Origin of the sequence: Nonomuraea lactucae (assembly GCF_003313395.1) — a bacterium.
Classification (GTDB): domain Bacteria; phylum Actinomycetota; class Actinomycetes; order Streptosporangiales; family Streptosporangiaceae; genus Nonomuraea; species Nonomuraea lactucae.
The window spans coordinates 1-24,750 of sequence record NZ_QNFZ01000275.1; the positions used below are offsets into that span (position 1 = coordinate 1).

At 71.2% G+C, this 24,750-nt stretch carries 22 protein-coding genes and 1 pseudogene; 18 read left to right on the top strand and 5 right to left on the bottom strand.

Annotation, left to right across the window (positions count from 1 at the left end):
- From DQW85_RS18285 to DQW85_RS18300, 4 genes and pseudogenes are all read left to right on the top strand, one after another.
- A pseudogene (locus DQW85_RS18285) lies at positions 1-336 on the top strand (amidohydrolase/deacetylase family metallohydrolase); the annotation flags it as partial.
- 5 nt (positions 337-341) lie between these two features.
- A complete protein-coding gene (locus tag DQW85_RS18290; RefSeq protein ID WP_113701512.1) occupies positions 342-722 on the top strand; it encodes a RidA family protein in 381 nt (126 codons plus the stop codon).
- A 139-nt stretch (positions 723-861) separates the two neighbouring features.
- Positions 862-1,710 carry a lytic polysaccharide monooxygenase auxiliary activity family 9 protein gene (locus tag DQW85_RS46910; RefSeq protein ID WP_240197259.1) on the top strand — a complete coding sequence of 283 codons (849 nt, stop codon included), beginning with the start codon at positions 862-864 and terminating at the stop codon, positions 1,708-1,710.
- A gap of 4 nt (positions 1,711-1,714) precedes the next feature.
- Positions 1,715-2,293 carry a DUF305 domain-containing protein gene (locus DQW85_RS18300; protein WP_113701513.1) on the top strand — a complete coding sequence of 193 codons (579 nt, stop codon included), beginning with the start codon at positions 1,715-1,717 and terminating at the stop codon, positions 2,291-2,293.
- Positions 2,294-2,300: 7 nt separating this feature from the next.
- Here DQW85_RS18300 and DQW85_RS18305 read toward each other — a convergent pair whose 3' ends face one another.
- Positions 2,301-2,744: an alpha/beta hydrolase gene (locus DQW85_RS18305; RefSeq protein ID WP_162795089.1), complete on the bottom strand. Its 444-nt coding sequence runs from the start codon at positions 2,742-2,744 to the stop codon at positions 2,301-2,303.
- Entirely contained in the window at positions 2,660-3,406 is a 747-nt protein-coding gene (locus tag DQW85_RS44580; RefSeq protein ID WP_162795090.1) for a hypothetical protein, read from the bottom strand. Before DQW85_RS44580 ends, DQW85_RS18305 begins: the two co-directional genes overlap by 85 nt.
- Before the next feature lie 53 nt (positions 3,407-3,459).
- On the opposite strand from DQW85_RS44580, the gene DQW85_RS18320 reads away from it, so the two are divergent.
- Genes DQW85_RS18320 through DQW85_RS18345 form a run of 6 tightly spaced genes read left to right on the top strand, consistent with a single transcriptional unit; the run spans position 3,460 to position 11,381 of the window.
- Positions 3,460-4,161 (top strand): FadR/GntR family transcriptional regulator, encoded by a 702-nt coding sequence (locus tag DQW85_RS18320; protein ID WP_113701517.1) that lies wholly within the window; start codon positions 3,460-3,462, stop codon positions 4,159-4,161.
- A 16-nt stretch (positions 4,162-4,177) separates the two neighbouring features.
- The gene (locus DQW85_RS18325; RefSeq protein WP_113701518.1) at positions 4,178-5,431 is read left to right on the top strand and encodes an ABC transporter substrate-binding protein; all 1,254 of its coding nucleotides are present in this window, start codon (positions 4,178-4,180) and stop codon (positions 5,429-5,431) included.
- Entirely contained in the window at positions 5,428-6,270 is an 843-nt protein-coding gene (locus DQW85_RS18330) for a carbohydrate ABC transporter permease (protein ID WP_240197260.1), read from the top strand. The genes DQW85_RS18325 and DQW85_RS18330 overlap by 4 nt, the downstream gene beginning before the upstream one ends.
- The gene (locus tag DQW85_RS18335; RefSeq protein ID WP_113701519.1) at positions 6,267-7,076 is read left to right on the top strand and encodes a carbohydrate ABC transporter permease; all 810 of its coding nucleotides are present in this window, start codon (positions 6,267-6,269) and stop codon (positions 7,074-7,076) included. Before DQW85_RS18330 ends, DQW85_RS18335 begins: the two co-directional genes overlap by 4 nt.
- A gap of 1 nt (position 7,077) precedes the next feature.
- Positions 7,078-10,155 (top strand): glycoside hydrolase family 38 N-terminal domain-containing protein, encoded by a 3,078-nt coding sequence (locus DQW85_RS18340; RefSeq protein ID WP_113701520.1) that lies wholly within the window; start codon positions 7,078-7,080, stop codon positions 10,153-10,155.
- A complete protein-coding gene (locus DQW85_RS18345; RefSeq protein WP_113701521.1) occupies positions 10,152-11,381 on the top strand; it encodes an enolase C-terminal domain-like protein in 1,230 nt (409 codons plus the stop codon). The genes DQW85_RS18340 and DQW85_RS18345 overlap by 4 nt, the downstream gene beginning before the upstream one ends.
- On the opposite strand, the gene DQW85_RS18350 is transcribed toward DQW85_RS18345, so the two are convergent.
- The 3 genes from DQW85_RS18350 to DQW85_RS18360 form a co-directional block, all read right to left on the bottom strand.
- Positions 11,382-12,152 carry an SDR family NAD(P)-dependent oxidoreductase gene (locus tag DQW85_RS18350; protein ID WP_113701522.1) on the bottom strand — a complete coding sequence of 257 codons (771 nt, stop codon included), beginning with the start codon at positions 12,150-12,152 and terminating at the stop codon, positions 11,382-11,384.
- Between the two features lie 46 nt (positions 12,153-12,198).
- Positions 12,199-13,332, bottom strand: a complete 1,134-nt coding sequence (locus DQW85_RS18355; protein ID WP_113701523.1) for a DUF4185 domain-containing protein — start codon at positions 13,330-13,332, stop codon at positions 12,199-12,201.
- Between the two features lie 87 nt (positions 13,333-13,419).
- Positions 13,420-15,642: an alpha-galactosidase gene (locus tag DQW85_RS18360; RefSeq protein ID WP_113701524.1), complete on the bottom strand. Its 2,223-nt coding sequence runs from the start codon at positions 15,640-15,642 to the stop codon at positions 13,420-13,422.
- A 193-nt stretch (positions 15,643-15,835) separates the two neighbouring features.
- Here DQW85_RS18360 and DQW85_RS18365 point away from each other — a divergent pair, with 193 nt between their 5' ends.
- The 8 genes from DQW85_RS18365 to DQW85_RS18400 form a co-directional block, all read left to right on the top strand.
- On the top strand, positions 15,836-16,966 hold the full coding sequence (locus DQW85_RS18365; protein ID WP_113701525.1) for an ROK family protein: 1,131 nt from the start codon (positions 15,836-15,838) through the stop codon (positions 16,964-16,966).
- Between the two features lie 132 nt (positions 16,967-17,098).
- Positions 17,099-17,977 carry a carbohydrate ABC transporter permease gene (locus DQW85_RS18370; protein WP_205315215.1) on the top strand — a complete coding sequence of 293 codons (879 nt, stop codon included), beginning with the start codon at positions 17,099-17,101 and terminating at the stop codon, positions 17,975-17,977.
- Positions 17,974-18,894, top strand: a complete 921-nt coding sequence (locus DQW85_RS18375) for a carbohydrate ABC transporter permease (protein ID WP_113701527.1) — start codon at positions 17,974-17,976, stop codon at positions 18,892-18,894. Before DQW85_RS18370 ends, DQW85_RS18375 begins: the two co-directional genes overlap by 4 nt.
- 43 nt (positions 18,895-18,937) lie before the next feature.
- The gene (locus DQW85_RS18380) at positions 18,938-20,287 is read left to right on the top strand and encodes an ABC transporter substrate-binding protein (RefSeq protein WP_113701528.1); all 1,350 of its coding nucleotides are present in this window, start codon (positions 18,938-18,940) and stop codon (positions 20,285-20,287) included.
- A 41-nt stretch (positions 20,288-20,328) separates the two neighbouring features.
- Positions 20,329-20,847, top strand: a complete 519-nt coding sequence (locus tag DQW85_RS18385; protein WP_162795091.1) for a DUF1275 family protein — start codon at positions 20,329-20,331, stop codon at positions 20,845-20,847.
- A 30-nt stretch (positions 20,848-20,877) separates the two neighbouring features.
- Entirely contained in the window at positions 20,878-22,488 is a 1,611-nt protein-coding gene (locus DQW85_RS18390; RefSeq protein WP_113701530.1) for an ABC-F family ATP-binding cassette domain-containing protein, read from the top strand.
- 64 nt (positions 22,489-22,552) lie between these two features.
- Positions 22,553-23,353 carry a hypothetical protein gene (locus DQW85_RS18395; RefSeq protein WP_113701531.1) on the top strand — a complete coding sequence of 267 codons (801 nt, stop codon included), beginning with the start codon at positions 22,553-22,555 and terminating at the stop codon, positions 23,351-23,353.
- A 201-nt stretch (positions 23,354-23,554) separates the two neighbouring features.
- Positions 23,555-24,750, top strand: a 1,196-nt coding sequence (locus tag DQW85_RS18400; RefSeq protein ID WP_162795092.1) for an RNA polymerase sigma factor, incomplete at its 3' end; no start/stop codon positions are given.

Below are 24,750 nucleotides of genomic sequence, written 5' to 3' on the forward strand. Positions count from 1 at the left end.
CTCGGCCTGCCGGAGGGGGCGGGCACGCTGGCCGCCGGCGCCCGCGCGGACCTGGCCGTGTTCGCGCTGGAGGAGGGCGAGTTCGAGGTGGCGGACTCCCACCGGCAGCGCCGCGTCTCCCGCCGGAGGCTGGTCAACGAGGTCACCTACCTCGCCGGGCGCCCCCTGCCGCCCCTGCTGCCCGCGCAGCCGAAGCCCTGGATCCCGCTCACCGCCGCGCAGCGCGAGGCGCTGCGCGTGCGCGACGCCCGGGTCCGCGAACTGCTCTCCGCGCCGCTCGTGGGCGTCGAAGGGCTGGCCGAACAGTATCCCCGCTCACCCCGATCAGGAGGCTGACCAGCATGCCCAAGCACATCATCCGCACCCCCGAGGCGGCTCCGCCCGGCGGCCCGTACTCCCAGGCCGTCGTGGCGGGCGACCACGTCTACCTCTCCGGGGCCTGCCCGGTGCTGCCCGACGGCACGTGGGTGCGCGGCTCGTTCGCCGAGCAGGCCCGCCAGGCGTTCACCAACCTGGCCAAGGTCGCCGAGGCGGCCGGCGCGGACCTCTCCCAGGCCGTCCGGGTCGGGGTCTACCTGCGCGACTTCGCCCACTTCCCGGAGCTGAACGACATCTACGTGGAGTTCTTCGGCACCGAGAACCTCCCGGCCCGCACCACGATCCCGGTGGCCCTCGTCGGCTTCGACATCGAGATCGACGCCGTCCTCTACACGGGGGGCTGAGCCGCCGGGATCGGTGGGGCATCCGGCGTGTGAGGAAAGCGATCTGACCGAAACCGCTTGCGTGGGACGTCGCCAATGGTTAACTCTTAGGAAGGTTTCTTGTTAATTGGTGCTTCCCAACACCCCCCAGGGAGTACAAGTGCGAAAGAGCACGATCGCTGCCACCGTGGCCGTCACAGGAGTGCTGGCCCTGGTGCCCGCTTCGGCGGCCAACGCGCACGGCACGATGTCCAACCCACCCAGCCGCGTCTACGTCTGCAAGAACGAAGGGCCGGAGAACCCGAAGTCGGCCGCCTGCAAGGCGGCCGTCGCGGCCAGCGGCTCGCAGGCGTTCTACGACTGGAACGAGGTCTCGCTCCTAGAGGCCGGCGGGCGCCACCGACAGATCATCCCGGACGGCAAGCTCTGCAGCGCCGGGCGCGACAAGTATCGCGGGCTCGACCTCCAGCGGGCCGACTGGCCGGCTACCCAGGTGCGGCCCGGCAGCTTCACGCTGACCTACCACGCCTCCGCGCCGCACGCCAACAGCAACTTCGAGTTCTACATCACCCGCGACGGCTGGAACCCCACCATGCCGCTCAAGTGGTCGGACCTCGTCCACATCAGGACGTTCAACAACCAGAACCCGAGCACGTTCACCAACTGGACGATCAACCTGCCGCAGCGCAGCGGCCGGCACATCCTCTACTCGATCTGGCAGCGCGTCGTCGGCAGCAACGAGGCCTTCTACACCTGCTCCGACGTGGACTTCGGCGGTGGCGGCGGCAACCCCTCGCCGTCCCCCACACCCCCGGGGCCCACCCCCACGCCCACTCCCACCCCGACCCCGACGCCGGGCCAGCCGAGCGGCACGTGGAAGGCCGGCACCGCCTACCGGGCGGGTGACAAGGTGACGTACGGCGGGTCCAGCTACCAGTGCAGGCAGGCGCACACCGCCCTCGCGGGCTGGGAGCCGCCGAACGTGCCCGCCCTCTGGACGCGCGCCTGACGTTGTGAGGCGCGTCGCTGCGGCGCTCTGCCTCCTGCTGGTCACCGCGCTGGTCACCGGGCTGGCCACCGCCTGCGGGTCCGCCAAGCCCGCGGGCGGTGATCCGGTCAACGCCCAGGATGTGATGTTCGTGCAGATGATGGTCCAGCATCACCGGCAGGGCATCGAGATCGCCAAGGTGGGCGCGTCCAGCGGGAGGACACCGGAGCTCAAGACGCTGGCCTCGGCCGTCGCGGTAACGCAGCAGGGCGAGGTCGAGATGATGCTGCGCTGGCTGCACGCCTGGGGCCAGCCGCTGACCGCCCCGTCGGGGGCCCACGACCACCACGGCGGGATGCCGGAGACGGACCGCAAGCAGATCGCCGCGCTCCGCCGGGCGGCGGCGAAGAAGGGATCTCGGGCGTTCGAGCGGGAATGGCTCAACCTGCTGATCGCCCACCAGGACGACGCCGTGCAGATGGCCGGGGCCGAGGTCTCCGGGGGCGCCAGCCCGGGGGCCAAGAAGTGGGCGGCCCAGGTGCAGGCGTCACGGAAGGCGCAGATCCAGCAGATGCTGGCACTGCTGGACGCGCTCAAGTCATGAGCCGCGCTCAGGCCGCGGACTTCTTCGCGAAGTCGCGCAGCGCCTGCTCGTAGCGGGCCGGGTCGGCGTTCCACGAGCCCACATGGCCGCCGCCCCTGGTCCGTACGAGCGTCACCAGGTCGGGCCGGGCCCGCGCGAACCGTAACGAGGGGCCGGTCGGCACCGAGCCGTCGTCGTCGTCCACGAACAGCAGCACCGGCGACCGGAACGCCCGCGCGTGCCGAACGTGGTCGAGGTCGTCGAGAGAGATGCCCGTGCGCCGCTCGGCCGTGAACTTGCCCAGGGAGGCCAGCCAGCCCGGCACCCCCAGCTGCCGGGCGCCGAGGTCGATGGGCGCGTGCCAGTCCAGCACCGGGCTGTCCAGGATCAGTCCCTTGATCGGCTCGCCGGGGAGCCGGCGGGCGGCCATGGCGGCGATGCCGCCGCCCATCGAGAAGCCGTGGAGCAGCACGCCGGTGGCGCCTTGACCGCGGGCGTAGGCGATGGCGCGGCCACGTCCCTCCACTCGCTCTCCCCGAGGTGGAACTTGCCGTCCTCGCCGGCCGGCGCTCCGGCGTCGTTGCGGTAGCTGATGCCCAGCACCGGCATCCCCAGGCTGTGAAAGACGGGGACGGAGCGCAGCGCCTCGGAGGCGTTCGCGTTGCGGCCGTGGATCGCGATCACCCACGTGCCGGAGCCGCCCTCGGTGCGCCAGGCCGGGAAGTCGCCGAGCTCCCCGCGGACGGCGACCTTCTCGTACGGCAGGCCGAGCGCCGAGCGGGGATCCTCATGGCCCCACATCCACCGGTCCAGGTAGGCCCGCACGCCGGGCCGCAGCGTGCCCCGCCGTACCCTCTCCACCTCGCGGACCACGCTGCCGTCCCGCGCTGACACGACCGGGCCCAGCGTGGCGTTGCCGTCCGCCCAGGTCAGGCCGTACACGCCTGGCGCGGCCGTGTCGTCGCCGCCCCTGAGCGTCACCCGCCCGCCCGAGTAGGCCGTGACCTCCAGCGGGTAGGAGCCGCCGTGCGCGGGGTCGATGACCTTGCCCGAGTAGTACCAGCCCGCCGCCCCCACGCCCGCCACGGCGAGCACCAGGAGGACGGCCGTCACCCACACCAGGATCCGCCACATGGCCGAAAAATACTCGTAGACGGGCGCGGTGATAAGTGATTAGATGACTTGATATGTCAGAGGTAACACGGCCGACCCTTTCCGACGCGCTGACCGAGCGCATGCTGGAGCTCATCCGCGCAGGTGGGCACCGTCCGGGCGACCGGTTGCCCTCGACCAGGGAGCTCTCCCAGCGCTTCGCCGTCACCACCCCGACGCTGCGCGAGGCGCTGCGCAGGCTGGAGGCCACCGGCGCGATCGAGATGCGGCACGGATCCGGCATCTACGTCGGAGCCGACATCGAGCGCATCGTGCTGCCCAACCCCAACATGCGCGAGATGCGCGGCGCGCAGCTGCTGGAGCTGCTCGACGCGCGTATCGTCATCGAGCCGCCGCTGGCGGCGCTGGCCGCCGGGCGGGCCGGCGGCGAGGACCTCGCGGCGCTGGAGCGCGTGCTCGACGAGGCCGCCAGGCACCTGCGCGGCGAGGACGCGGAGCTGCACGAGGCGAACATGACCTTCCACCGGGCGACCGCCGGGCTGGCCGGCAACAGCGTCCTGCACGAGGTGGTCGACTCGCTGCTCACCGTCCACGGGGCCGAGCAGCGGGAGATCCTGCAGCTCTTCGACGACCGCCGCCGCGACCACGACGAGCATCAGGCCATCCTCCGGGCCATCGCGGCGGGCGACGCCGCCGCCGCCGAGCGCCGGATGCGGGCTCACCTGGTGGACGTCAAGACGGTCATAGAGCAGAGGTTGCACCACCCCCTCAAGTGAACAAGGAGGCCGGGGCATGATCCGGTCACGCATGGCCGCGTTAGGCGTGGCGGCCCTGTTGCTCGCCGCGTGCGGCGGCAACGGCGCCGGCACCCAGCCGCGGAAGAAGTCCGAGCTGACGCTCTACAACGACAAGGGCGCGTGGACCAGGTTCTTCGACGAGATGGGCGCGCTGTCCAAGCAGCGGATCGGCCTCGGCATGAAGCCGACGGGCTACACCGACTCCGCGCAGTACCAGGCGTTCATCAAGGCGTCGTTCCGCACCGACGTCAAGCCCGACCTGTTCACCTGGCAGACCGGGGGCATGCTGGCGGAGATCGTCAAGCAGCGGCAGGTGGCCGACACCACGGACATCTGGCAGGAGGCGATCAAGGCGGGCGACCTCTCACAGGATCTGGCCCCTTACTACACGATCGGCGGCAGGCAGTACTGCGTGCCGATGAACGTCGCCTACTGGGGCATGTTCTACAACAAGAAGATCTTCGACCGGCACGGGCTGCGGCCCCCCGCCACCTGGGACGACCTGGTCAGGGCCGCGGCCACGCTGAAGAATGCCGGGGTCACGCCCTTCTACCACACCAGCGTGCTCTTCTCCTTCGTCTGGTTCGAGCAGCTCATGGCGGGCACGGACCCCGACCTGTACGACCGGCTGTCCACGGGCAAGGCCAAGTACACCGACCCCGGCGTGGTCCAGGTGATGGAGAAGTGGAAGGAGCTCATCGACGCCGGATATTTCATGAACCCGGGTGACAAGACGGACCCCGGGGACGTGATGAAGAACGGCAAGGCCGCGATGGTCTCCTTCGGCACCTGGTTCAACACCAGCATGACCCAGCGCGACCTCAGGGCCGGCGCCGACTACGGCTTCTTCGTGATCCCCAACGTCAACCCCGCGCTGCCCAAGACCTCGGTGATCTTCGAGAGCGGCCCGCTCTGCTCCCTGGCCAAGGCCCCCGACCCCGCGGCGAGCGCGAAGTACCTCAAGTGGTGGACCACCGCCGAGGCCCAGGAGAAGTGGGCGACCACCCGTGGCGACGTCAGCGCCAACCCCAAGGTGACGATCGAGGACGAGGCGCTCGGCCGGATCACCAAAGAGGCGGGCAGCGGCAAGTACCGCCTGGTCAACCGCTACTTCGAGGCGACACCGCCACCCGTGCTGACGGCCGCGCTCGACGGGTTCGGCAAGTTCGTGACCGAGCCGGGCGCGTACAGGGAGGTCCTGGAGACCATCCAGAAGGAGGCGGACGAGTACTGGAGCACGCATCAGTGACGCGCGCTCCCATGCTCGGCCGGTTCCGGCACGGGTACGTGGCACCCGCCGTTCTGCTCGTCGCGGCTCTGCTCTACGCCCCCTTCGTGTGGACGGCGTACCTGAGCCTCACCCGCTACGACGGGCTGTCCTCGCCCGAGTGGATCGGCCCGGCCAACTTCGCCGAGCTGCTCGGCGACCCGGCGCTGCTCACCTCCACCCGCAACACGCTCATCTGGGTGGCCGGCACGATGATCCTGCCGGTCGGGCTCGGCCTGCTGGTGGCGGTGCTCTCCTACGACATCAGGGGCGGCGCGTGGTTCCGGGTGCCGTTCATGCTGCCGTACGCGCTCAGCGGCGCCGGGCTCGCCCTGGTGTGGAGCCCCGTCCTGTCGCACGGCGGCATCGCCAACGCGCTGCTCGGCGTGGACACCGCGTTCCTGCAGGAGGCGCCGGCCAACACGCTCGCCATGCTGCTCGTGTGGACCTGGCAGCAGGTCGGCGTCAACACGCTGCTGTTCGTGGTGGGGCTCCAGTCGATCCCCAGGGAGCCCGTCGAGGCCGCCCGGCTCGACGGCGCGTCGGGCTGGCGGCTGTTCAGGCACGTGATCTGGCCCCTGATGAGGCCGCTGACCGCTGTCGTGGTGGGGCTGGCGCTGGTGGCGAGCCTGAAGACGTTCGACATCGTCTGGGTGCTGACCCAGGGCGGGCCGGGCCGCAACTCCGAGACGCTCGCGGTGACCATGTACAAGGAGACGTTCGTGGCCAGTGAGTACGGCTACGGCTCCGCTGTCGCGGTGATGCTCACCGTGGTCACCGGGCTGGCGTCCTACCTCTACCTCAGGAGGCAGGTGCGATGATCCGCAGGACCGTGCTCGTCGTGCTGGGGCTGGTCTGGCTGGGCCCCGCCTACCTGCTGATCGTCAACGCCTCCCGGCCCGCGACGTCGTACGACCCGGGCCGGGCATGGGCGCCGCCGGGCGAGCTCGCGCTGTTCGCCAACTTCGCCACAGCCCTGGAGAGCGCCGATCTGGGCGCGAGCCTGGCCGGCACCCTGCTCTACAGCGTCGTCTCACCCCTGCTCGGTGTGGTCGTCGGCGCGCTGGCGGGGTACACCATCGTGGTGCTGCGGCTGCGCCACGGGTTCCGGTGGTTCCTGCTGATCTTCGGGGGGACGGTGTTCCCGTCGCAGATGCTGCTGGTGCCGCTGTTCGTCGGCTACAGCGACGCCGGCCTGTACGACACGCGCGCGGGCATGATCCTGATCTACACCGCGGTCAACGTGCCGCTGGCCGCGTTCGTGCTGCGCAACTTCTACTCCGGCATGGCCTTCTCGATCTTCGAGGCGGCCCGGATGGACGGCGCGTCCACGTTCCGCATCTTCTGGCGCGTCTACCTGCCGATCTCGACCAGCGCGCTCATGGCCGTGTTCATCCTGGAGTTCACCTTCGTCTGGAACGACCTGATCTTCGGCCTGACGCTCACCCAGACCGCGGCCGTCCGGCCGGTGATGACCGCGCTCGCCGGCCTGATGACCGACGTCTACGCGGGCACGCCCGTGCCCGTCGGGCTGGCGGCGGGGCTCGTCTGCTCGCTGCCGACGGTCGTGCTGTTCCTCGCCACCCAGCGCCTCTTCGCCCGTGGCCTGTCCCTAGGGAGTGTCTGAATTGACCAGCCGGTTGCTGCAGCGGAGCCTGGGCTCCCCCGACTACGACGGGATCAGGCGGGCGCTGCGCGACGACACCTCCATCCCTGTGATCGAGCTGCGGGGGCTGGAGGTGCGGGTGGCGGTGCTGCCGCTGTTCACGCACGACGGCCGCCAGGCCGTCCGCGTCTCCAGCACGCTGCCGCTGACCCACGTGCTGGTCGGCGTCGACAGCGCCACCGGCTCCGACGTGACGCTGCTCGTGCCCGAGGTGTCCGCGCCCCGCGCGTTCACGCTGGAGTCGCGCGACGACGAGGGCCTGGTCGGGTCCGCGCGGATCACGGTGACGCCGCAACGCAAGTGGAGCGTGTTCGTCGTCCACCACTCCCACCTCGACATCGGCTACACCGACCCCCAGGGCACGGTGCTCCGCCACCACCTCGACTACCTCGACGCGGTGCTCCGGCTGGCCGCCGAGACCGCCTCCTGGCCCGACGACGCCAGGTTCCGCTGGACAGTCGAGTCGTCCATGCCCGCGCTCCGGTGGCTGGCCGCCCGCCCCGGCGAGCAGGCGGAGACGTTCGCCGCGCTGGCCCGCGAGGGGATCATCGAGGTGACCGCGCTGCCGTTCCAGCTGCACACCGAGGCGTGCTCGACCGAGGAGCTCTACCGCCAGCTCCGCTTCACCTCGCGGCTGCGCGACAGGTACGGCTTCGCCACCACGTCGGCCATGCACACCGACGTGCCCGGGGCCGTCGTGGGCCTCGTCGACGCGCTGAACGCGGCCGGGGTCCGCTACCTCGCCGCGGCGCACAACTGGGCCGGGCGGTCCGTGCCCTACCTGCACGGGGGCGACAAGCTGACCCGGCCGTTCCGGTGGCGGGCGCCGAGCGGCAACGAGCTGGTGGTCTGGTTCACCGACACGCCCCACGGCATGGCGTACATGGAGGGCAACACCGTCGGCCTGACCGACTCGTACGAGCTGGCCGACGACCTGCTGCCGCGCTACCTGGCCGCGCTCGCCACGCGCGGCTACCCGTACGGGCCGGGCACGTTCGGCTGGCGGGGGCCGGACGCGCCGCGCGAGCCGTACGAGCTGGACGTCCTGCACCTGCGCGTGCAGGGAGCGCACGCCGACAACGCCGGGCCGTCGATCATGCCCGCCTCGATCGCCCGCGCCTGGAACGAGCGGTGGGCTCACCCGCGCCTGCGCTCGGCCGTCAACAGCGACTTCTTCGAGCACGTCGAGGAGCGCCACCTGGACCGGCTCGCCGTGCACGAGGGCGACTGGACCGACTGGTGGGCCGACGGGCTCGGTTCGGGGGCGCGCCCGCTCGGCTACGTGCGCCGGGCGCAGTCGGCGCTGCGGGCGGCCGAGACCCTGCACACGCTCGCCGGGGCGGACGCCACCGGCCGGATCGACGCCGCGTACGACAAGGTCGCGCTGTTCAACGAGCACACCTGGGGTGCCGCGAACCCGTGGGAGGACGCCGAGGAGGCGGGCGACTCCGGCGGCCTGCAGTGGACGCGCAAGTCGTCGGGCGCCTACGACGCCCAGGACGACGCGGCGGACCTGCTGCACGCCGCCGCCCGCCGCTTCGGCGCGTCCCTGACCGGCGACCGGGTTGAGGAGGTGCGCGTCGAGAGGGCGCTGACGTCGTTCGCGGTGTTCAACCCCGGCACGGGCGGGCGGACCGACGTCGTCAGGGCCTTCCTGCCGCGCGACGTGGTGCCCACGGACGCGCCGATCGTGCTGGTGGACGGGCGGACGGGGGAGACCCTCGCGCACCACGAGGAGTACGTGCACCCCGAAGACTGGCCGGCGCGCCCGATCGGGCGGCACCTGCACGCGGTCGTGCCGGACGTACCCGGCCACGGCTACGCCCGGATCGACGTCGTGCGGGGGGAGAGCCAGGCGGCGGATCCGGTCGAGCTCGACCCGGGCGGCGTGATCGAGAACGAGTTCTACCGGGTCGTCTACGACGTCCGCGAGGGCCACATCGCCTCGATCTTCGACAAGGTCGCCGGTCGCGAGCTGGTCAACGGCGAGGCGGCGGCCGGGTTCGGCCAGTACGTCTACGACCGCTACGCGACCGCCCCCCACTTCAACCACCTGTCGGGACACGTCGGAGCGGGCGACGGGACCCTCCTCGGCGACCGCGCGATCGGCGGGAACGCCACGATCGTCAAGGCCGAGCGCACCGCCGTTAGCGAGAAGCTGGTCGTCGAGCTGCAGGGCAAGGGCGTCGACTGGCTGCGCGCCACGGTCGAGCTGCACCGCGGCGTCCCCCGCCTGGACCTGACCTACCGGCTCGCCAAGCAGGGCACCCCGGCCAAGGAGGCGGTCTTCCTGGCCTTCCCGTTCGCGACCGGCCCGGCGACCGCGTGGGAGCTGACCGGCGGGGTCGGCGGGCCGGACGTGCCCCGGGTGCCGGGATCGGCCGCGTACATGCTGCCGATCAGGCACTGGATCGCCTTCGACGACCCCGAGCTGACCATCGCCTGGGCGACGCTCGAAGCGCCGCTGGTGCAGCTCGGGACGATCCACATGCCGTACGCGCCGTTCCCGCCGACGCTCGACGAGGAGGACGGCACGGTCTACTCGTGGGCGCTGAACAACATCTGGGACACCAACTTCCCGGCGCAGCAGCAGGGCGAGACGACGTTCAGCTACGCGGTCATGTCCGCCGGGGGCGCCGACGGCCGGCGGCTGGGCGCGCTCGCGGCCTCCGGCCTCACCGAGCCGTTCGCCGGCGTCCTGCTCCAGAGCCCCGCCGCAGACCCCTCGCGGTCGTACGTGTCCGTGGACCACCCGGACGTCCTGGTCACCTCGATCGGGCGGGCGGGTGCGGAGCACGTGGTCAGGCTCCAGTCGCTGGCCGCCGAGCCGGTCGAGGCGAGGGTGACCCTGCCGGGGCTGCGGGCCGCCCGGGTGAGCGCCGGGCTGGAGCACGGGCGCGACCCCGCCGAGGTGGCGGGCGAATCCGTCGAGGTCCGGCTGCCCGCCTGCGGGGTGGCCGCCGCCGAGGTGGCGGGCGAATCCGTCGAGGTCCGGCTGCCCGCCTGCGGGGTGGCCGCCGTCTGGGGGACGTGCGAGTGAAGATCGTCGACATCCGGGCCACCACGGTCGCCGTCCCGCTGGAGGCGCCGCTGCGGCACAGCAACGGGGCGCACTGGGGCCGGTTCGTCCGCACGATCATCGAGGTCGAGGCCGACAACGGGCTCGTCGGCCTGGGCGAGATGGGCGGTGGCGGCGAGAGCGCCGAGGCGGCGTTCCGCGCGCTCGTGCCGTACCTGAAGGGGCACGACCCCTTCCAGCTGGAGGCGCTCCGGTTCAAGATCGCCAATCCCACGGCGTCGCTCTACAACAACCGCACCCAGCTCCTCGCGGCCGTCGAGTTCGCCTGCGTGGACCTGATGGGCCGGCAGCTCGGCGTGCCCGCGTGCGACCTGCTCGGCGGCCGGGTCCGCGACGCCGTGCCGTTCGCCTCCTACCTGTTCTTCCGCTACGCCGCCGAGAGACAGCCGGAGATCCGCACGCCCGGCCAGCTCGTGGAGCACGCGCGGGCGCTGAAGGAGGCGCACGGGTTCACCGTGCACAAGCTCAAGGGCGGCGTGTTCCCGCCCGACTACGAGCTGGAGTGCTACCGGGCGCTGGCCGACGCACTCCCCGGCGACCGGCTCCGCTACGACCCCAACGCGGTGCTGTCACCGGCCGAGGGGCTGCGGTTCGGCCGGGCGATCGAAGGGCTGGACAACGACTACCTGGAGGACCCGGTCTGGGGGCTGGAGGGGCTCAGGGTCCTGCGCGAGCAGGTCAGGGTGCCGCTGGCGACCAACACCGTCGTCGTCAACTTCGAGCAGCTCGCCTCGAACGTGCTGCGCCGCGGCGCCGACGTGGTGCTGCTGGACACCACGTTCTGGGGCGGGATCCGGCCGTGCGTGAAGGCGGCCGGGGTGTGCGAGACGTTCCAGCTCGGCGTGGCCGTGCACTCCTCCGGCGAGCTGGGCATCCAGCTCGCGACCATGCTGCATCTCGGCGCGGTGCTGCCCAACCTCACGTACGCGGCCGACGCCCACTACCACCAGCTCCAGGACGACGTGATCGAGGGCGGCAAGCTGCCGTACGCGGGCGGGGCCATCGCGGTGCCCTCGGGGCCGGGGCTGGGGGTGCGGCTGGACCGGGAGCGCGTGGCCCGCTACGCCGAGCTCTACCGGGAGCTCGGCGGCTACCCCTACGACCGGGACCCCGGGCGGCCCGGATGGTACGCGCAGGTCCCCAACGAGCGCTTCGCGGACCCCACGGTCAGCGCGGAACTCCAGTAGTCACTCCGGGAGGGCGGCGGGATTGCGCGCCAGCAGCCCGCCGTCCACCCGATGCTCCGCGCCCGTGATGAACGACGAGCGCGGCCCCGCCAGGAACGTCACCAGCTCGGCCACCTCCTCCGCCCTGGCCACCCGGCCCAGCGGGTGGGCCCGGCCCCATAGCGCCACCTGTTCCTCCTGCGACAGCGGACCGCGCCACAGGTCGGCCGCCCGGCGCAGCATCGGCGTGTCCACCGAGCCGGGGCACACGACGTTCACCCTGATGCCGTCGGCGGCGTGGTCGAGCGCCATCGCCCGGGTCAGGCCGTTCAGCGCGGCCTTGCTGGCGGTGTAGGCGGCCACCTGGGTCTGCGACGCGAACGCCTGCACCGACGACAGCAGCACGATCGAGCCGCCGCCGCCCGCCCGCATCCGCGGGATGGCGGCCTTGCACGTCAGGTAGACGCCCTTGAGGTTGACGTCGAGCACCTCGTCCCAGACGTCCTCGGGGGTGTCCACGACCGTGCCGTACCTCTGCACCCCGGCGCAGGTCACGACGGCGTCGAGCCCGCCGTACCTGGCCACGGCCAGGTCGACCAGGTCACGCATGTCGCCCGCGCGCCGTACGTCCGCGACGACGCCCGTCACGTGCTCGCTGTCGAGCGCCGCCTCCTCGTCGGCCCCGCAGAACACCACGGACGCCCCGCCGTCCGCCAGCCGGTCCACCACGGCGCGACCGATCCCCGTCGAGCCGCCCGTGACCAGCGCCACCTTCCCGGCGAACTCCGTCATGCCAGCACCTCCGCCCGCAGCCGTGGGCGTGCCGCCCAGTTAGGTCTCACCCGAATCTCACGTCGATGAACCGCGGCCGGTAGATCGACACGTCCCGGTAGTGGTCGGTGTTGACGAAGCTGTTGACGTTGTAGGACACCACCAGGCCGTTGCCCGAGACCTGCGGGTGGGCGTGGGCGTTGTAGGTGAAGATGTTCCCGCCCGTCTCCGGGGTGGTGTAGATGTGCTGCTTGCCGGTGAACGGCCCGGACGGCGAGCACGACCAGTAGGCCACGATCTTGGCGCTCAGCGCCTCGGTGGTGTCGTGGGTGATCAGCACGTAGCCGTCGCCGCTGCGGGTCACGCTGTATTCGTTGGCCACGCCGCTCATCACGCGCGCCGAGTCGCTCTCGTCCGGCGACCACGTGCCATCGGCCTTGAGGTATTCCCACCGGCCGAGCAGGCTCTGCCCCTTCACCCGGGCGATGTGCATGTACTTCGGCGAGCCGCGGTCCTCCACGCCGTACACGTAGGTGTGGCCGCCGTTCTCCAGGATCCCGGAGCCCCAGGCCACGCCGTGCCCCGACGGCAGCGGGTGCACGCCGACCGGCCGGTCGAGCCGGTTCGGCGCGAACCTGGCCACCACGTTCCGGTGCCAGCGCCAGTCCCACGCGCCGGTGCCGAACCGCTCGTACTCCTGGTAGGTCACCTCCACGACGCCTCCGGCCACGGTTCCGTCGCCGGCCCAGTACCAGTGGTTCCGGTCCCGCGGCGGCATCACCGCCTTCGGGTCGGCCTCGGTGCCGTCGTGGATGGTGGACAGCCGGCCGCCGTCCTCGACGGCGAAGGAGTTGTTGAGGAAGACGGTGTCGCCGCCCTCCCCGACCACCGGCGGCCGGGAGCCGTCCGCGTTGACCTTGCCGAGGAAGGTGTCGGAGAAGATCCACAGCTCGCGGCCGCTCGGCAGCCGCAGCGAGTAGGTGCCGTCGGCGCCCGTCCAGTCGTCCAGGCGGCTGTTGTCGTTGCCGTAGTTGGTGAACAGGCTGGTCAGCCGGGCGTCGGCGGAGGCGCCCCGGAACGGCTGCGCGCAGGCCGAGGTGGTCGTCGCGGGGGCCGGCGCCGCGACGGCCTGCTGCGGTAAGCCTGTCAGGCCGAGCAGCGTGAGGGTCAGGGGAATGAGGGCGGACCGGAATCGCGTCATCACACGTCCTAGGGGGAGACCGGAGGGTCGCATACAGTTCTAGTCATCAGATCACTTGATGTCCAGCCCTCCGTGCCCCCGTGTCGGTCAGGGGCCGATCTTCCTGAGCGCCACCAGGTCGCTTCGGTAGTCGGCGCCCACCGGCTCCCAGGCGGCGGGCCTGATGCCCACGCCCATGAGCGCGGAGCCGTACCAGCGTGAGCCCTGGACGAGACGGCCGGGCGCCGACTCCGCGGCGTCGCCACCCCGCACGACCTCATAGCTTGCCTCGGGGTCGAGGCCCGCCAGCCGGAGCCAGCGCGGACCCCGCTTGGCGTTGCCGATCGGGTTGTAGACCAGCACCACGACGTCGTCGCCCAGCACGTACTGCACGGCCGACCGCGCCTGTCCCGGCGGGCCGGCCAGCCGGTGCAGCCGGCCGTGCTGGACGACCCGGCGGACGGCTTTGTACTGCTCGATCAGCTCCGCGGCTTCGGACAGCTCGGCCGCCGACCACGTGGAGAGATCGCCGCCGATGCCCAGCGCGCCCGCCATGGCCACGTGGAAGCGGTAGCGGAGCGGTATGGCGCGGCCGGTGCTGATGTTGGGGGAGTCGGTGACCCAGGCCGACATGGTGCCCGGGGGGTAGACCTGGGAGAAGCCGTGCTGGATCGTCTGCCGGTCGAGGGCGTCGGTGTTGTCCGAGGGCCAGAACTCGTCGGTGTGCCGGAGGATGCCGAGGTCCACCCGGCCGCCGCCTCCGGAGCACGACTCGATCCGCAGCCCGGGGTGGGCCCGCCGCAGCCTGCTCATCGCGTCGTACACGTTGCGCGTGAAGTCGATCCAGAGCCGATCCTGCGCCGCTCCGCGCTCGGGCCAGCCCGCCTGGGTGAACGGCCGGTTCATGTCCCACTTGAGGTAGTCGAGACCGAGCTCGGTGACCAGCTCGTCGAGCCAGCCCACGGCCCAGTCGCGGACGTCGTCGCGGGCGAAGTTCAGCACGAGCTGGTGTCGTTTCTCGTCGCGGCGCCGGTGCTCCATGCGCAGGATCCAGTCGGGGTGGGCGCGATACAGCTCGCTGTCGGCGTTGACCATCTCCGGCTCGACCCAGAGGCCGGCCCGCATCCCCAGTTCGTGTATGCCGTCCATCAGGGCACGCAGCCCGTCGGGGAACCGCTTGCGGTGGGGCCACCAGTCTCCGAGCGATCGCGTGTCGTCGTCGCGGTCGCCGAACCAGCCGTCGTCCACGACGAACAGCTCCACGCCCATGGAGGCCGCTCGCCTGGCGAGTTCGAGCTGGCCGGCCTCGGTGACGTCGAACTCGGTGGCCTCCCAGGAGTTGTAGAGCACCGGGCGTTCCTCGTCGGGGGCCGGCATGACGTGCCGGCGGGCGTACTCGTGCCAGGACCGGCTGGCCGCGCCGAAACCGCCACCGGTGTAGAGCCCGAGCACCGGCGGGGTGACGAGCTCCGTGCCGGGTCCGAGCGTCCAGCGCAGCCCGTCGTGGCCGAAGCCGGCGGAGACCGACACGCCGCCCTCCGGCCGGTGCGTCGTGGTCAGCCGCCAGCTTCCGCTCCAGGCCAGGTTCAGTCCCCACACCTCGCCGTGCTCCTCGACGGCCTCGCCCGCGTCGATCATGATCCAGGGGTTCGCGATGTGGCTGGTGATGCCCTGCCGGCTGGTGAAGACCGTCTCGCCGACGGGCAGCGGTCCCCGCTGGAGCTGGAACTCCTCCGCCCAGGCGCCGAACACGCCGCTGTAGCGGTACGCGGACGCGTCCGGGACGAACCAGCTCCCCGAGTCCAGCCGGGTGATGCCGATGGTGACGGGGCGGGCCGCCCCGGTGGGCAGGTGGCGGACGGTGGTCCAGCGCTCGATCACGTCGGTGTCGTCGCGGGCGCGGATGGACAGCACCCCCTCGAAGGGGTGGTGGGCGTCGCGCATGACGACGTCCAGCCGTTCGGCCCCCGGCTCCTCGTCGAGCACGCGCGTGTGGACGAGCCGGAGTTCGAGCGAGCGCGCGTGGTCGAAGGAGACCTGCAGGGAGGGCGATCCCCACCGCCGGCCCCCGTCGACCGGCAGGAGCTCCTCGACCTCGACCGGTGTGGAGAAGGAGGAGACGTGGCGCCGCGCGCCTGCGGGAGTGGCCGGCCCGCCGCTCGCGGTCGCGGCCTGGCGGGCCGCCTCGACGGACAGTCTCGGTCCCCAGTACTTCTGCAGGGGCGTCGCCTCTCCGGTGACCGCGTCGATCTCCACGCCGATCACGTATGTCGAGGCGGGCGTCGTGACCGCCCAACGGTGTCCGCGCTCGTCGAGGGGGGTTATGGGCATCGGGCAGTCTCCCGGTGTCTGGAACGTGCGGCCGGCTGAGGCTAACCCCGCTCAATGCACTCAGTCAATAAATGAGATGCCGAACGCCCCCGCGGGTCGGTGGATCGTGTGACGGAGACCACGTCTTTACTTGACGTGATGCACAAATCTGTGGACGATGGGCCGCGTGTTCTCACATGCCGGAGATCTCCCTGTGCGGCTCACCGACGCGATGCGGGCGGTGTTCGTCGAGCTGCTGGTGCACGGCCCCCTGTCCCGCGCCGAGGCGGCGCGCAGGCTGGCGCTCTCGCCCTCGGCGCTGACCAAGGTCACCAAGCCGTTCATCGAGGCCGGCTACCTGCGCGAGCAGGCCACGGGCGAGGGGACGGCGACGGTCGGACGGCCTTCGCAGCCCCTGGAGGTGGAGGTCTCCCGCATGTCGTTCGTCGGGATCAAGCTCACCGCCGACGAGCTGTTCGCCGTACGCACCGACCTCGCGGCCACGATCCAGGCGGAGACCTCCAGGCCGTTGATCGACCACGACATCGACAACGTGCTCGGGCAGATCACCCAGGCGATCACGGACCTGACCGGCGAAGGACGGCCGCCGCTCTCCGCCGTCGGCATCAGCCTGGCCGGCACCGCCACACCGAGCGACCCGGTGGTGCACACCTCGCCGTTTCTCGGCTGGAGCCAGTTGCCGCTGGCCAGGCTCGTCGAGGAGGCCGTCGGCGTGCCCACCGTGCTCGACAACGACGTCCGCGCGCTGACCGCCGTCCAGCAGTGGTTCGGCGAGGGCGTCGGCCACTCCTCCTTCGCGCTGATCACCGTCGGCGCAGGCATCGGCTGCGGCCTCGTCATCGGCGACCGCCTGGTGACCGGGCAGTCCGGTGCCGCCGGGCTGGTCGGCCACCTGTCGATCGACGACCGGGGCCCGATGTGCGAGCTCGGCCACCGCGGCTGCGCGCGGGCCTACGCCAGCCTGCCCGCCATCCGCCGCTCTGTGGCCGGCACGCTGGACCGCCCTGAGCTCACCTTCGACGACTGCCTCGCCCTGGCGCGCGACGGCCATCCGGTCGCCCGCCGCGTGTTCGACGAGGCCGGATCCGCTCTGGGCCAGCTGGTGGCCACGGTCGCCAACATCACCGGCCCCGAGCTAGTCATCCTCTCCGGCGAGGCCGTCCACATGCAGGAGGTGTGCGCGGACGCCTTCCAGGCCGCGCTCGCCCGCCACACCCACTGGACTTCCACTCCCGTCCGGGTGGTCGTCAAGCCGTTCACCTTCAACGAATGGGCCAGGGGAGCGGCCGTCACCGCTCTCCAGCATCAACTGCTGCACGGCTGATCGGCGCGGCCGGGGCCTGGTCCCGGCACCTGCGGCCGACCGGCACGAGGAGGTCATATGACCAGCGAGACCGTTCATGCGGCGCCTCGCCCGACCCGTGAGGACGCGTCCCGAGGAGCCCATCCGCCGCCCTTGAGACGCCTGGGCGACCTCCCTGTCGCGGTCATGTTCGTCCTGCCGGCCGCCGTCGGCTTCGCCGCCTTCTACCTGTGGCCGGCGCTGCGTGGCCTGTATCTCAGCCTGACCAAGTACAACGTGCTCACCCCGCCCCGCTTCGTCGGCCTGGAGAACTACGAGCGGATCCTCGGCGACCACCTGTTCTGGAACGCCCTCAAGGTCACCGCCGAGTACGTCATGATCAACATCGGCGCGCAGACCGTGATCTCAGTCCTGCTCGCGGTGCTCATGCACCGCCTGACCAGGTCCCTGGTGGTGCGGGGCGTCGTGCTGCTGCCCTTCCTCGTGGCCAACGTGGTGGTGGCGCTCGTGTGGTTCTGGATGCTCGACTACCAGCTCGGGGTGGTCAACCACGCGCTCGACTGGCTGGGGCTGGACAGGGTGGCGTTCTTCGGCGACTCCGCCCTCGCCATCCCGACCATCGCCATGGTCAACACCTGGCGGCACATCGGCTACACCGCCCTGCTCATCTTCGCCGGGCTGCAGATGATCCCCCGCAGCGTGTACGAGGCCGCCGCGCTCGACGGCGCCTCCGAGTGGCGGACCTTCTGGCGGATCACCCTCCCGCTCCTGCGCCCGGTCATGGCACTGGTCCTGGTGCTGACCGTCATCGGGTCGTTCCAGGTCTTCGACACCGTCGCCGTCACCACGGGGGGCGGGCCCATCAACGCCACCAGGGTCATCTACTTCTACATCTACGACCTGGCGTTCAACCGCTTCAACTTCGGCTACGCCGCCGCGCTGTCGTCCGTGCTGTTCGTGCTCCTGGCCGGGATCGCCTACCTCCAGCTCCGCCTCAGCCGCACGGGCGAGTCCGACCTGAAGGGGGCATGATGGCCGCCCCCTCCGCCGCCCTGCGCCGGCGCCGCCGGCCCCCCTCGATCCGCTGGGGGCGGGTCGCGGGCTGGGCCGTGCTCGTCCTCATCATGGCCGCGACGCTCTTCCCGTTCTACTGGATGCTGCGCACGTCCTTCTCCAACACCCGCTCGCTGGCATTCGGCGCCGCGGACCTGCTGCCGGTGGACTTCACGCTCGGCGCGTACCGCCGGGTGCTCGGCCTGTCGACCACCGCCGAGGCGGTCGCCGAAGGCGGGTCGAGCGGCACCGTGGACTTCTGGCGCTACCTGCGCAACTCGGTCGTCGTGGCGACCACCCTGACCGTCGGGCAGGTCTTCTTCAGCTCGATGGCCGCCTACGCCTTCGCCCGGCTACGGTGGCCCGGCCGCGACGCCGTCTTCATGCTGTTCCTCACCGCGCTGATGGTGCCGCCGATCTTCACGACGCTGCCCAACTTCGTCATGATCAAGGAGCTCGGGCTGCTCAACACCTACCTGGGCATCGTGCTGCCGGGCCTGCTCATGACCCCGTTCGCGGTCTTCTTCCTGCGCCAGTTCTTCCTCGGCGTGAACGCCGGCCTGGAAGAGGCCGCGCGCATCGACGGCGCTGGGCACGTGCGGATCTTCTTCCGCATCATCCTGCCGGTCAGCAAGGGGCCGATCACCACGCTGGCCATCCTCACGTACATCACGAGCTGGAACGACTACTTCTGGCCGCTGCTGGTCGGCAAGGACGAGAACGTACGGGTGCTCACGGTCGCCCTCGGCATCTTCCGCTCCCAGACCCCGCAGGGCAGTCCCGACTGGGCCGGGCTCATGGCCGCGACCCTCTTCGCCGCCCTTCCCATGATCATCCTCTTCGCCCTGCTCAGCCGCCGGATCATCGACTCCATCGGCTACACCGGCGTCAAGTAAGCCCCTCACCCCCCGTTTTCGCACTGCAAAGAAGGTTGTTGTGATGAAGAGTCCCCTGCGCTCTCTCACCGTCACCGCGGCGGCGCTGCTCCTGGCGGCCTGCGGCGGCCAGGATCCCGGCAAGGACCAGGCCGCCGGACCCGTCACGATCGACTACTGGCTCTGGGACACCGCCCAGCAGCCCCAGTACCAGGCCTGCGCCGACGCATTCCACAAGGCGAACCCCCAGTACACCGTCAAGATCACCCAGTACGGCTGGGACGACTACTGGAACACCCTCACCACGGCCTTCGTCTCAGGCACCGCGCCCGACGTCTTCACCGGCCACCTGTCGCAGTACCCCCAGTTCGCCGCCCAGGGCCAGCTGCTGCCGATCAGCGACCTGGTCACCAGGGACAAGGTCGACCTGTCCATCTATCAGGACGGCCTGGCCGACCTCTGGGTCGCCAAGGACGGCAAGAGATACGGCCTGCCCAAGGACTTCGACACCGTCGCCGTGATCTACAACACCGAGAAGCTCAAGAAGGCGGGCATCAAGCCCGAGGAGATGGCCGGCCTGACCTGGAACCCGCAGGACGGCGGAACCTACGAGGACGTCATCGCCAAGCTGACCGTGGACGTCAACGGCAAGCGAGGCGACGAGCCGGGCTTCGACAAGAAGCACGTGGCCACCTACGGCCTCGGGCTCGGGGGCGCCGGAGCGGCGTTCGGCCAGACCGAGTGGAGCATGTACACCATGAGCAACGGCTGGCGGTACGGCGACCGGAACCCCTGGCCCACCAGGTTCAACTACGCCGACCCGAAGTTCAAGGAGACCATCAAGTGGTTCACCTCGCTGATCGACAAGGGTTACATGCCGGGCATGGAGATCGTCTCCTCCGGGGTCAGCCAGATCGACGTCTACGGGGCGGGCAAGTACGCGATGACCACCGAGGGAAGCTGGAACACCAAGACCTACTGGGCGCTGAAGGGCGTGAAGTCCGCCCTCGCCCCGACCCCGATCGGCCCCAGCGGTAAGCGGGCCAGCCTGTTCAACGGCCTCGCCGACAACATCTCCGCGTCCACCGACAACCCCGACGCCGCGTGGGCGTGGACCAAGTTCCTCGCCTCGCCGGCCTGCCAGGAGGAGATCGTGGCCAAGCAGGCCGTCGTCTTCCCGGCGGTCAAGACCGCGACGGCCAAGGCGGAGCAGGCGTTCGCCGACGCGGGCATCGACGTCAAGCCCTTCACCACGCACCTCAAGGAAGGCACGACCCATCTGGCGCCCATCGCCGAGCACTGGGCCGACATCACGTCGATCATGACCGAGACGATGGAGTCCATCTTCGCGCGCAAGAGCGACGTCAACAGCCTGGACGAGGCCAACAACAGGATCAACGCCCTGTTCGGCTAGGGCCCTTTCCGGGGCGTCGGCCTGGAATGGTTCAGGCGCCCGTGAGGCGGCTTCTCCGCCTCGGGCTCGGGCACGTGTTCACCGCGGTGATGACCGGCAACGTACTGTTCGCCGGATTCGGGCTGGTCACCCGCGAGGAGCCGCTCGTCGCCCCGGTGGTGGCGCTCGGCTCCTTCGCGGCCGGCGCGATCACCGGGCACGGCGCCCACGGCCTGCTGGTGCGGTGGCGGGGGGAGCGGTGGCCGGCCTTCGCGGTGGCCGGCGAGGGACTGCTCCTGCTGGTGGCGGCGCTGCTCGCGCTCGCCCTGCCCGGCAGTGGTGCCGCCGGGCAGGCCCCGCAGCGCTTCACCGTGATCGTCGCGCTCGCGTTCACGATGGGCGCCCGTAACGCGACCGTGCTGCGGGTGGCCGCGCACGACCTGCCCACGACCGTGGTGACCAGGTCGCTGGCGGGGCTGTTCATGCTGTCGTCGCCGGCGTGCTGTGCCCGAGGCCCGGACCGTGACGGCTCGCCGGCCGAGCGGAAAATCCAGCTGCCCTCGCCCGAGCTGCCCGGGTAGCCTGCCTGAGGATCACGGGAGGCGATCGCGGTGGGGCACGTCGAAGTCGCTCATCTGACATATGTCCTGCCCGACGGGCGGCCGCTGCTCAACGACGTGTCGTTCAGGGTCGGCGAGGGCGTCAAGGCCGCGCTCGTGGGCCCCAACGGGGCAGGCAAGACCACGCTGCTGCGGCTGGTCGCGGGCGACCTGCGGCCTGTCGAGGGCGGCGTGACCAGCTCCGAAGGGCTGGGCGTGATGCGCCAGTTCGTGGGCGGCCTGCGCGACAGCAGCACGGTGCACGACCTGCTGCTCAGCGTCGCCCCTCCGGCTGTGCGCCAGGCGGCCGAGCGGCTGGAGCAGGCCGAGCTGGTCATGATGGAGCGCGACGACGAGAAAGCGCAGATGCGCTACGCGCAGGCCATCACCGACTACACCGACGCGGGCGGCTACGACATCGAGGTGCTCTGGGACACCTGCACGGTCGCCGCCCTCGGCCTGCCGTACGACGGCGTGAAGTACCGGGAGGTGTCCACGCTGTCCGGCGGCGAGCAGAAGCGGCTCGTCCTGGAGGCGCTGCTGCGCGGCCCCGACCAGACGCTGCTGCTGGACGAGCCCGACAACTACCTCGACGTGCCGGGAAAGGAGTGGCTGGAGCGGCAGCTCAGGGAGACGCCCAAGACGGTCCTGCTGGTCAGCCACGACCGCAGGCTCCTGGCCAATGCCGCCGACCGCATCATCACCGTCGAGTCGGGCGACATCTGGATCCACGGCGGCGGGTTCGCCACCTACGCCGAGGCGCGCAGGGCCCGCAACGAACGCCTCGACGAGCTGCGCCGGCGCTGGGACGAGGAGCACGCCAAGCTCAAGGCCCTGGTCACCATGCTCAAGAACAAGGCCCGCTACAACGACGGCATGGCCGCCCCCTACCACGCGGCCCAGACGCGGCTGCGCAGGTTCGAGGAGGCAGGCCCGCCCGAGGTGGCCCCCGCCGAGCAGCGCGTCAGCATGCGACTGAAGGGCGGCCGCACCGGCAAGCGCGCGGTCGTCTGCGAGGGCCTGGAGCTCACCGGCCTCATGCGGCCGTTCGACCTGGAAATCTGGTACGGCGAGCGGGTCGCGGTGCTGGGCTCGAACGGCTCGGGCAAGTCCCACTTCCTGAGGCTGCTCGCGGGCGGACCGGTCGGGCACACCGGCGCCGCCAGGCTCGGCGCCCGCGTGGTGCCCGGCCACTTCGCGCAGACGCACGCCCGGCCCGACCTGCTCGGCCGCGTCCCGGTCGAGATCGTGATGGCCGAGCACGCCAGGGACAGGAGCCAGGCCATGAAGGCGCTGGCCCGCTACGAGCTGGCCGGGCTGGTCGCCGAGCAGCGGTTCGACACGCTCTCCGGCGGCCAGCAGGCGCGGCTGCAGATCCTGCTGTTGGAGCTCTCGGGTGCCACGCTCCTGCTCCTGGACGAGCCGACCGACAACCTCGACCTGGCCAGCGCCGAGGCGCTCCAGGCCGGGCTCGACGCCTTCGACGGCACGGTGCTGGCGGTCACCCACGACCGCTGGTTCGCCGCCGACTTCGACCGCTTCCTGGTCTTCGGCTCCGACGGCACGGTCTACGAGTCGCCACAGCCGGTCTGGGACGAGGCCAGGGTCGTCCGCCCGCGTTAAAGAGTTGGTACGGCTGGCGCGTGTCCTCTGCCAGCCGTACCCATGAAGCGGCTATCACGGCAAAGTGATCCCGCGTAGCCGAACCGTCAGCCTCCTCGCACTCGGGGCTATCTGCCTCGCCGGGTGCTCGAGCGAGGGACAGCCAGAACAGCAGCTCAAGCCGCTCACGCTCAAGGAGCAGGTGTCCAACGTCGTCAAGTCGCCCGACGGGTACGTCGTCAACTGGGCGGGAGTCCTCGCCAACGGCAACCCGTGGCACTTCGGCGAGCACGTGGTGGCCACGGTGGTCGCGAGCGACGCCGCCGGCCGCGAGGTGGTCAGGCTCGACCAGCCGCTGGACGCGGTGCCTCCGGGCGGGGCGCTGCCCTTCACCGGCCAGGCCACGGCCGCCGAGAAGCCGGCGAAGGTGTCGATCGACTACCGTCCCGCCCAGTGGCGGCCCGCGGCCCGCATCGTCTCGGCCTTCAGGCAGTTCCCCGTCTCGCGGGTGCAGACCATGCGCCAGAAGGACGGCTCCTACCTCGTCACCGGGTACGTCGCGAACCCGTACCAGCTGCCCGCGAGCAGCCTGGTGGTGAACGCGCTGCTGCGTGACCCGGCAGGCAAGCTGCTGGGGGGCGCCAGCACGTTCGTGGACGACGTGAAGGCGGGCAGGCCGCCGCGCTTCATCCTGACCATCAAGGGGCTCCACGCGGGCGCCAAGGTGTCCAGGACCGACGTGACGGCCCGCACATGGGGGTCGACCGCGCGGCCGTACGAGCAGCTCGCGCTGGGCGGGGCCGTGCCCTTGCACACGGTCAAGCCCACGACCCAGCCGTTCGCCGTGGACCGTGGCAGCCAGATCCTGACGGGCCGCCAGCAGTGACGCGCCGGCCGCGCCCTTCCCGGGGCGCGGCTCACCCAGAGCGTGCAATTATCAAATAGGCCGATAAAACGGGCAGGCCGTGAAATGTGAGGCCAGGTGAGCGGCGATTGTCATGGTGTTTTCCCGTGCGCTGCTGACAACCGATGCCATTCACGCTGAATCGGTAGAACTACTAGTTACCAATCCATTACATTCGGTCACATGAATGACCGCGTGCTGGTCCAGGCGCTCCGCGCCCACGACCCGGGTGCCCTCGCCGCGCTCTACGACGCGCACGCCGAGAGCATCTATAGATACTGCTGGTCCCTTCTCCTCAACTCCGACTACGCCCAAGTGGCGCTCCGCGACACATTGATCGCGGCGCATGCGCACGCCGGTTCGCTGGCCGATCCCGGGCGCCTGCGGCCGTGGCTTTACGCGCTCGCCCGGAGGGAATGCCTGCGCCGCCGGATGGCGGAGCCGCCGGGCGCAGGCTCGGGCATCGGCGCGGGCGCAGACCCCGGCACCGGCACGGGCGCGGGCCATGACGCCGACCTCCGCGTCATGGCCTGGAACGCGACCCGCAGCCTGCGGGCGGCCGACCGCGAGCTGCTCGAGCTGTCCGCCGGGCACGGCATGTCCACCTCGGAGATCGCGGCGGTGCGAGGCGTGCCGCCACGGCAGGTCGAGGCGGACCGGGAGGAGGCCCGCCAGCGGCTCCGCGACGCGATCACCGCCGAGGTCCTCGCCGGGAAGGGGCCCTACGACTGCCAGCGCCGGGCGGGAATCCTCGCGGGGTTCTCCGGCAGGCTGACCCGGGAGATGCGCGAGCAGCTCGTCCAGCACCTGCCCGGCTGCGAGACCTGCTCGCCGCACCGCTCGCGCCAGGTGTCGGAGGCCAAGGTCTTCGAGCTGCTGCCCCGGGTCTCGCTGCCGGACGCGCTCAGGGTCAGAGTGATGAGCTGCTTCGCCGATCCGGAGCTGGCCCCGTACCGGCGCTACGTGGCCAGGCGCTCGGGGGCGCTCGACGGCGACGGGTTCCCGCTCGCCGGTGACAAGAAGGTGCGCAGGTGGCCTCAGGCGCTGGCGTGCGCGCTGGCGGCGGTCGCGACCGTGGTGGCTCTGGCGGTGACCTTCACCAGCTTCGGGGGCGGCGGCGGCCGGCCCGGCATCGCCTCAGCGGTGTTCCCGACGGCCGAGCCCTCGGCGGTCGAGCAGCCCTTGCGCCCTCTGCCGAACGACCCCGACGCCCACCCGCGGCCCATCTCCGAGGCCTCGCCGGCCTATCCCGTCGGCATGATCCGTTCCACCGCCCCCGTGACCGCCGCGCCCGACGGCCTGCCCACGCGTGGCACCCCCACGGCGTCGGCGTCCACCCCCGCACCGGCCACCGCCACGCCGTCCCGCGCCGCGGCGGG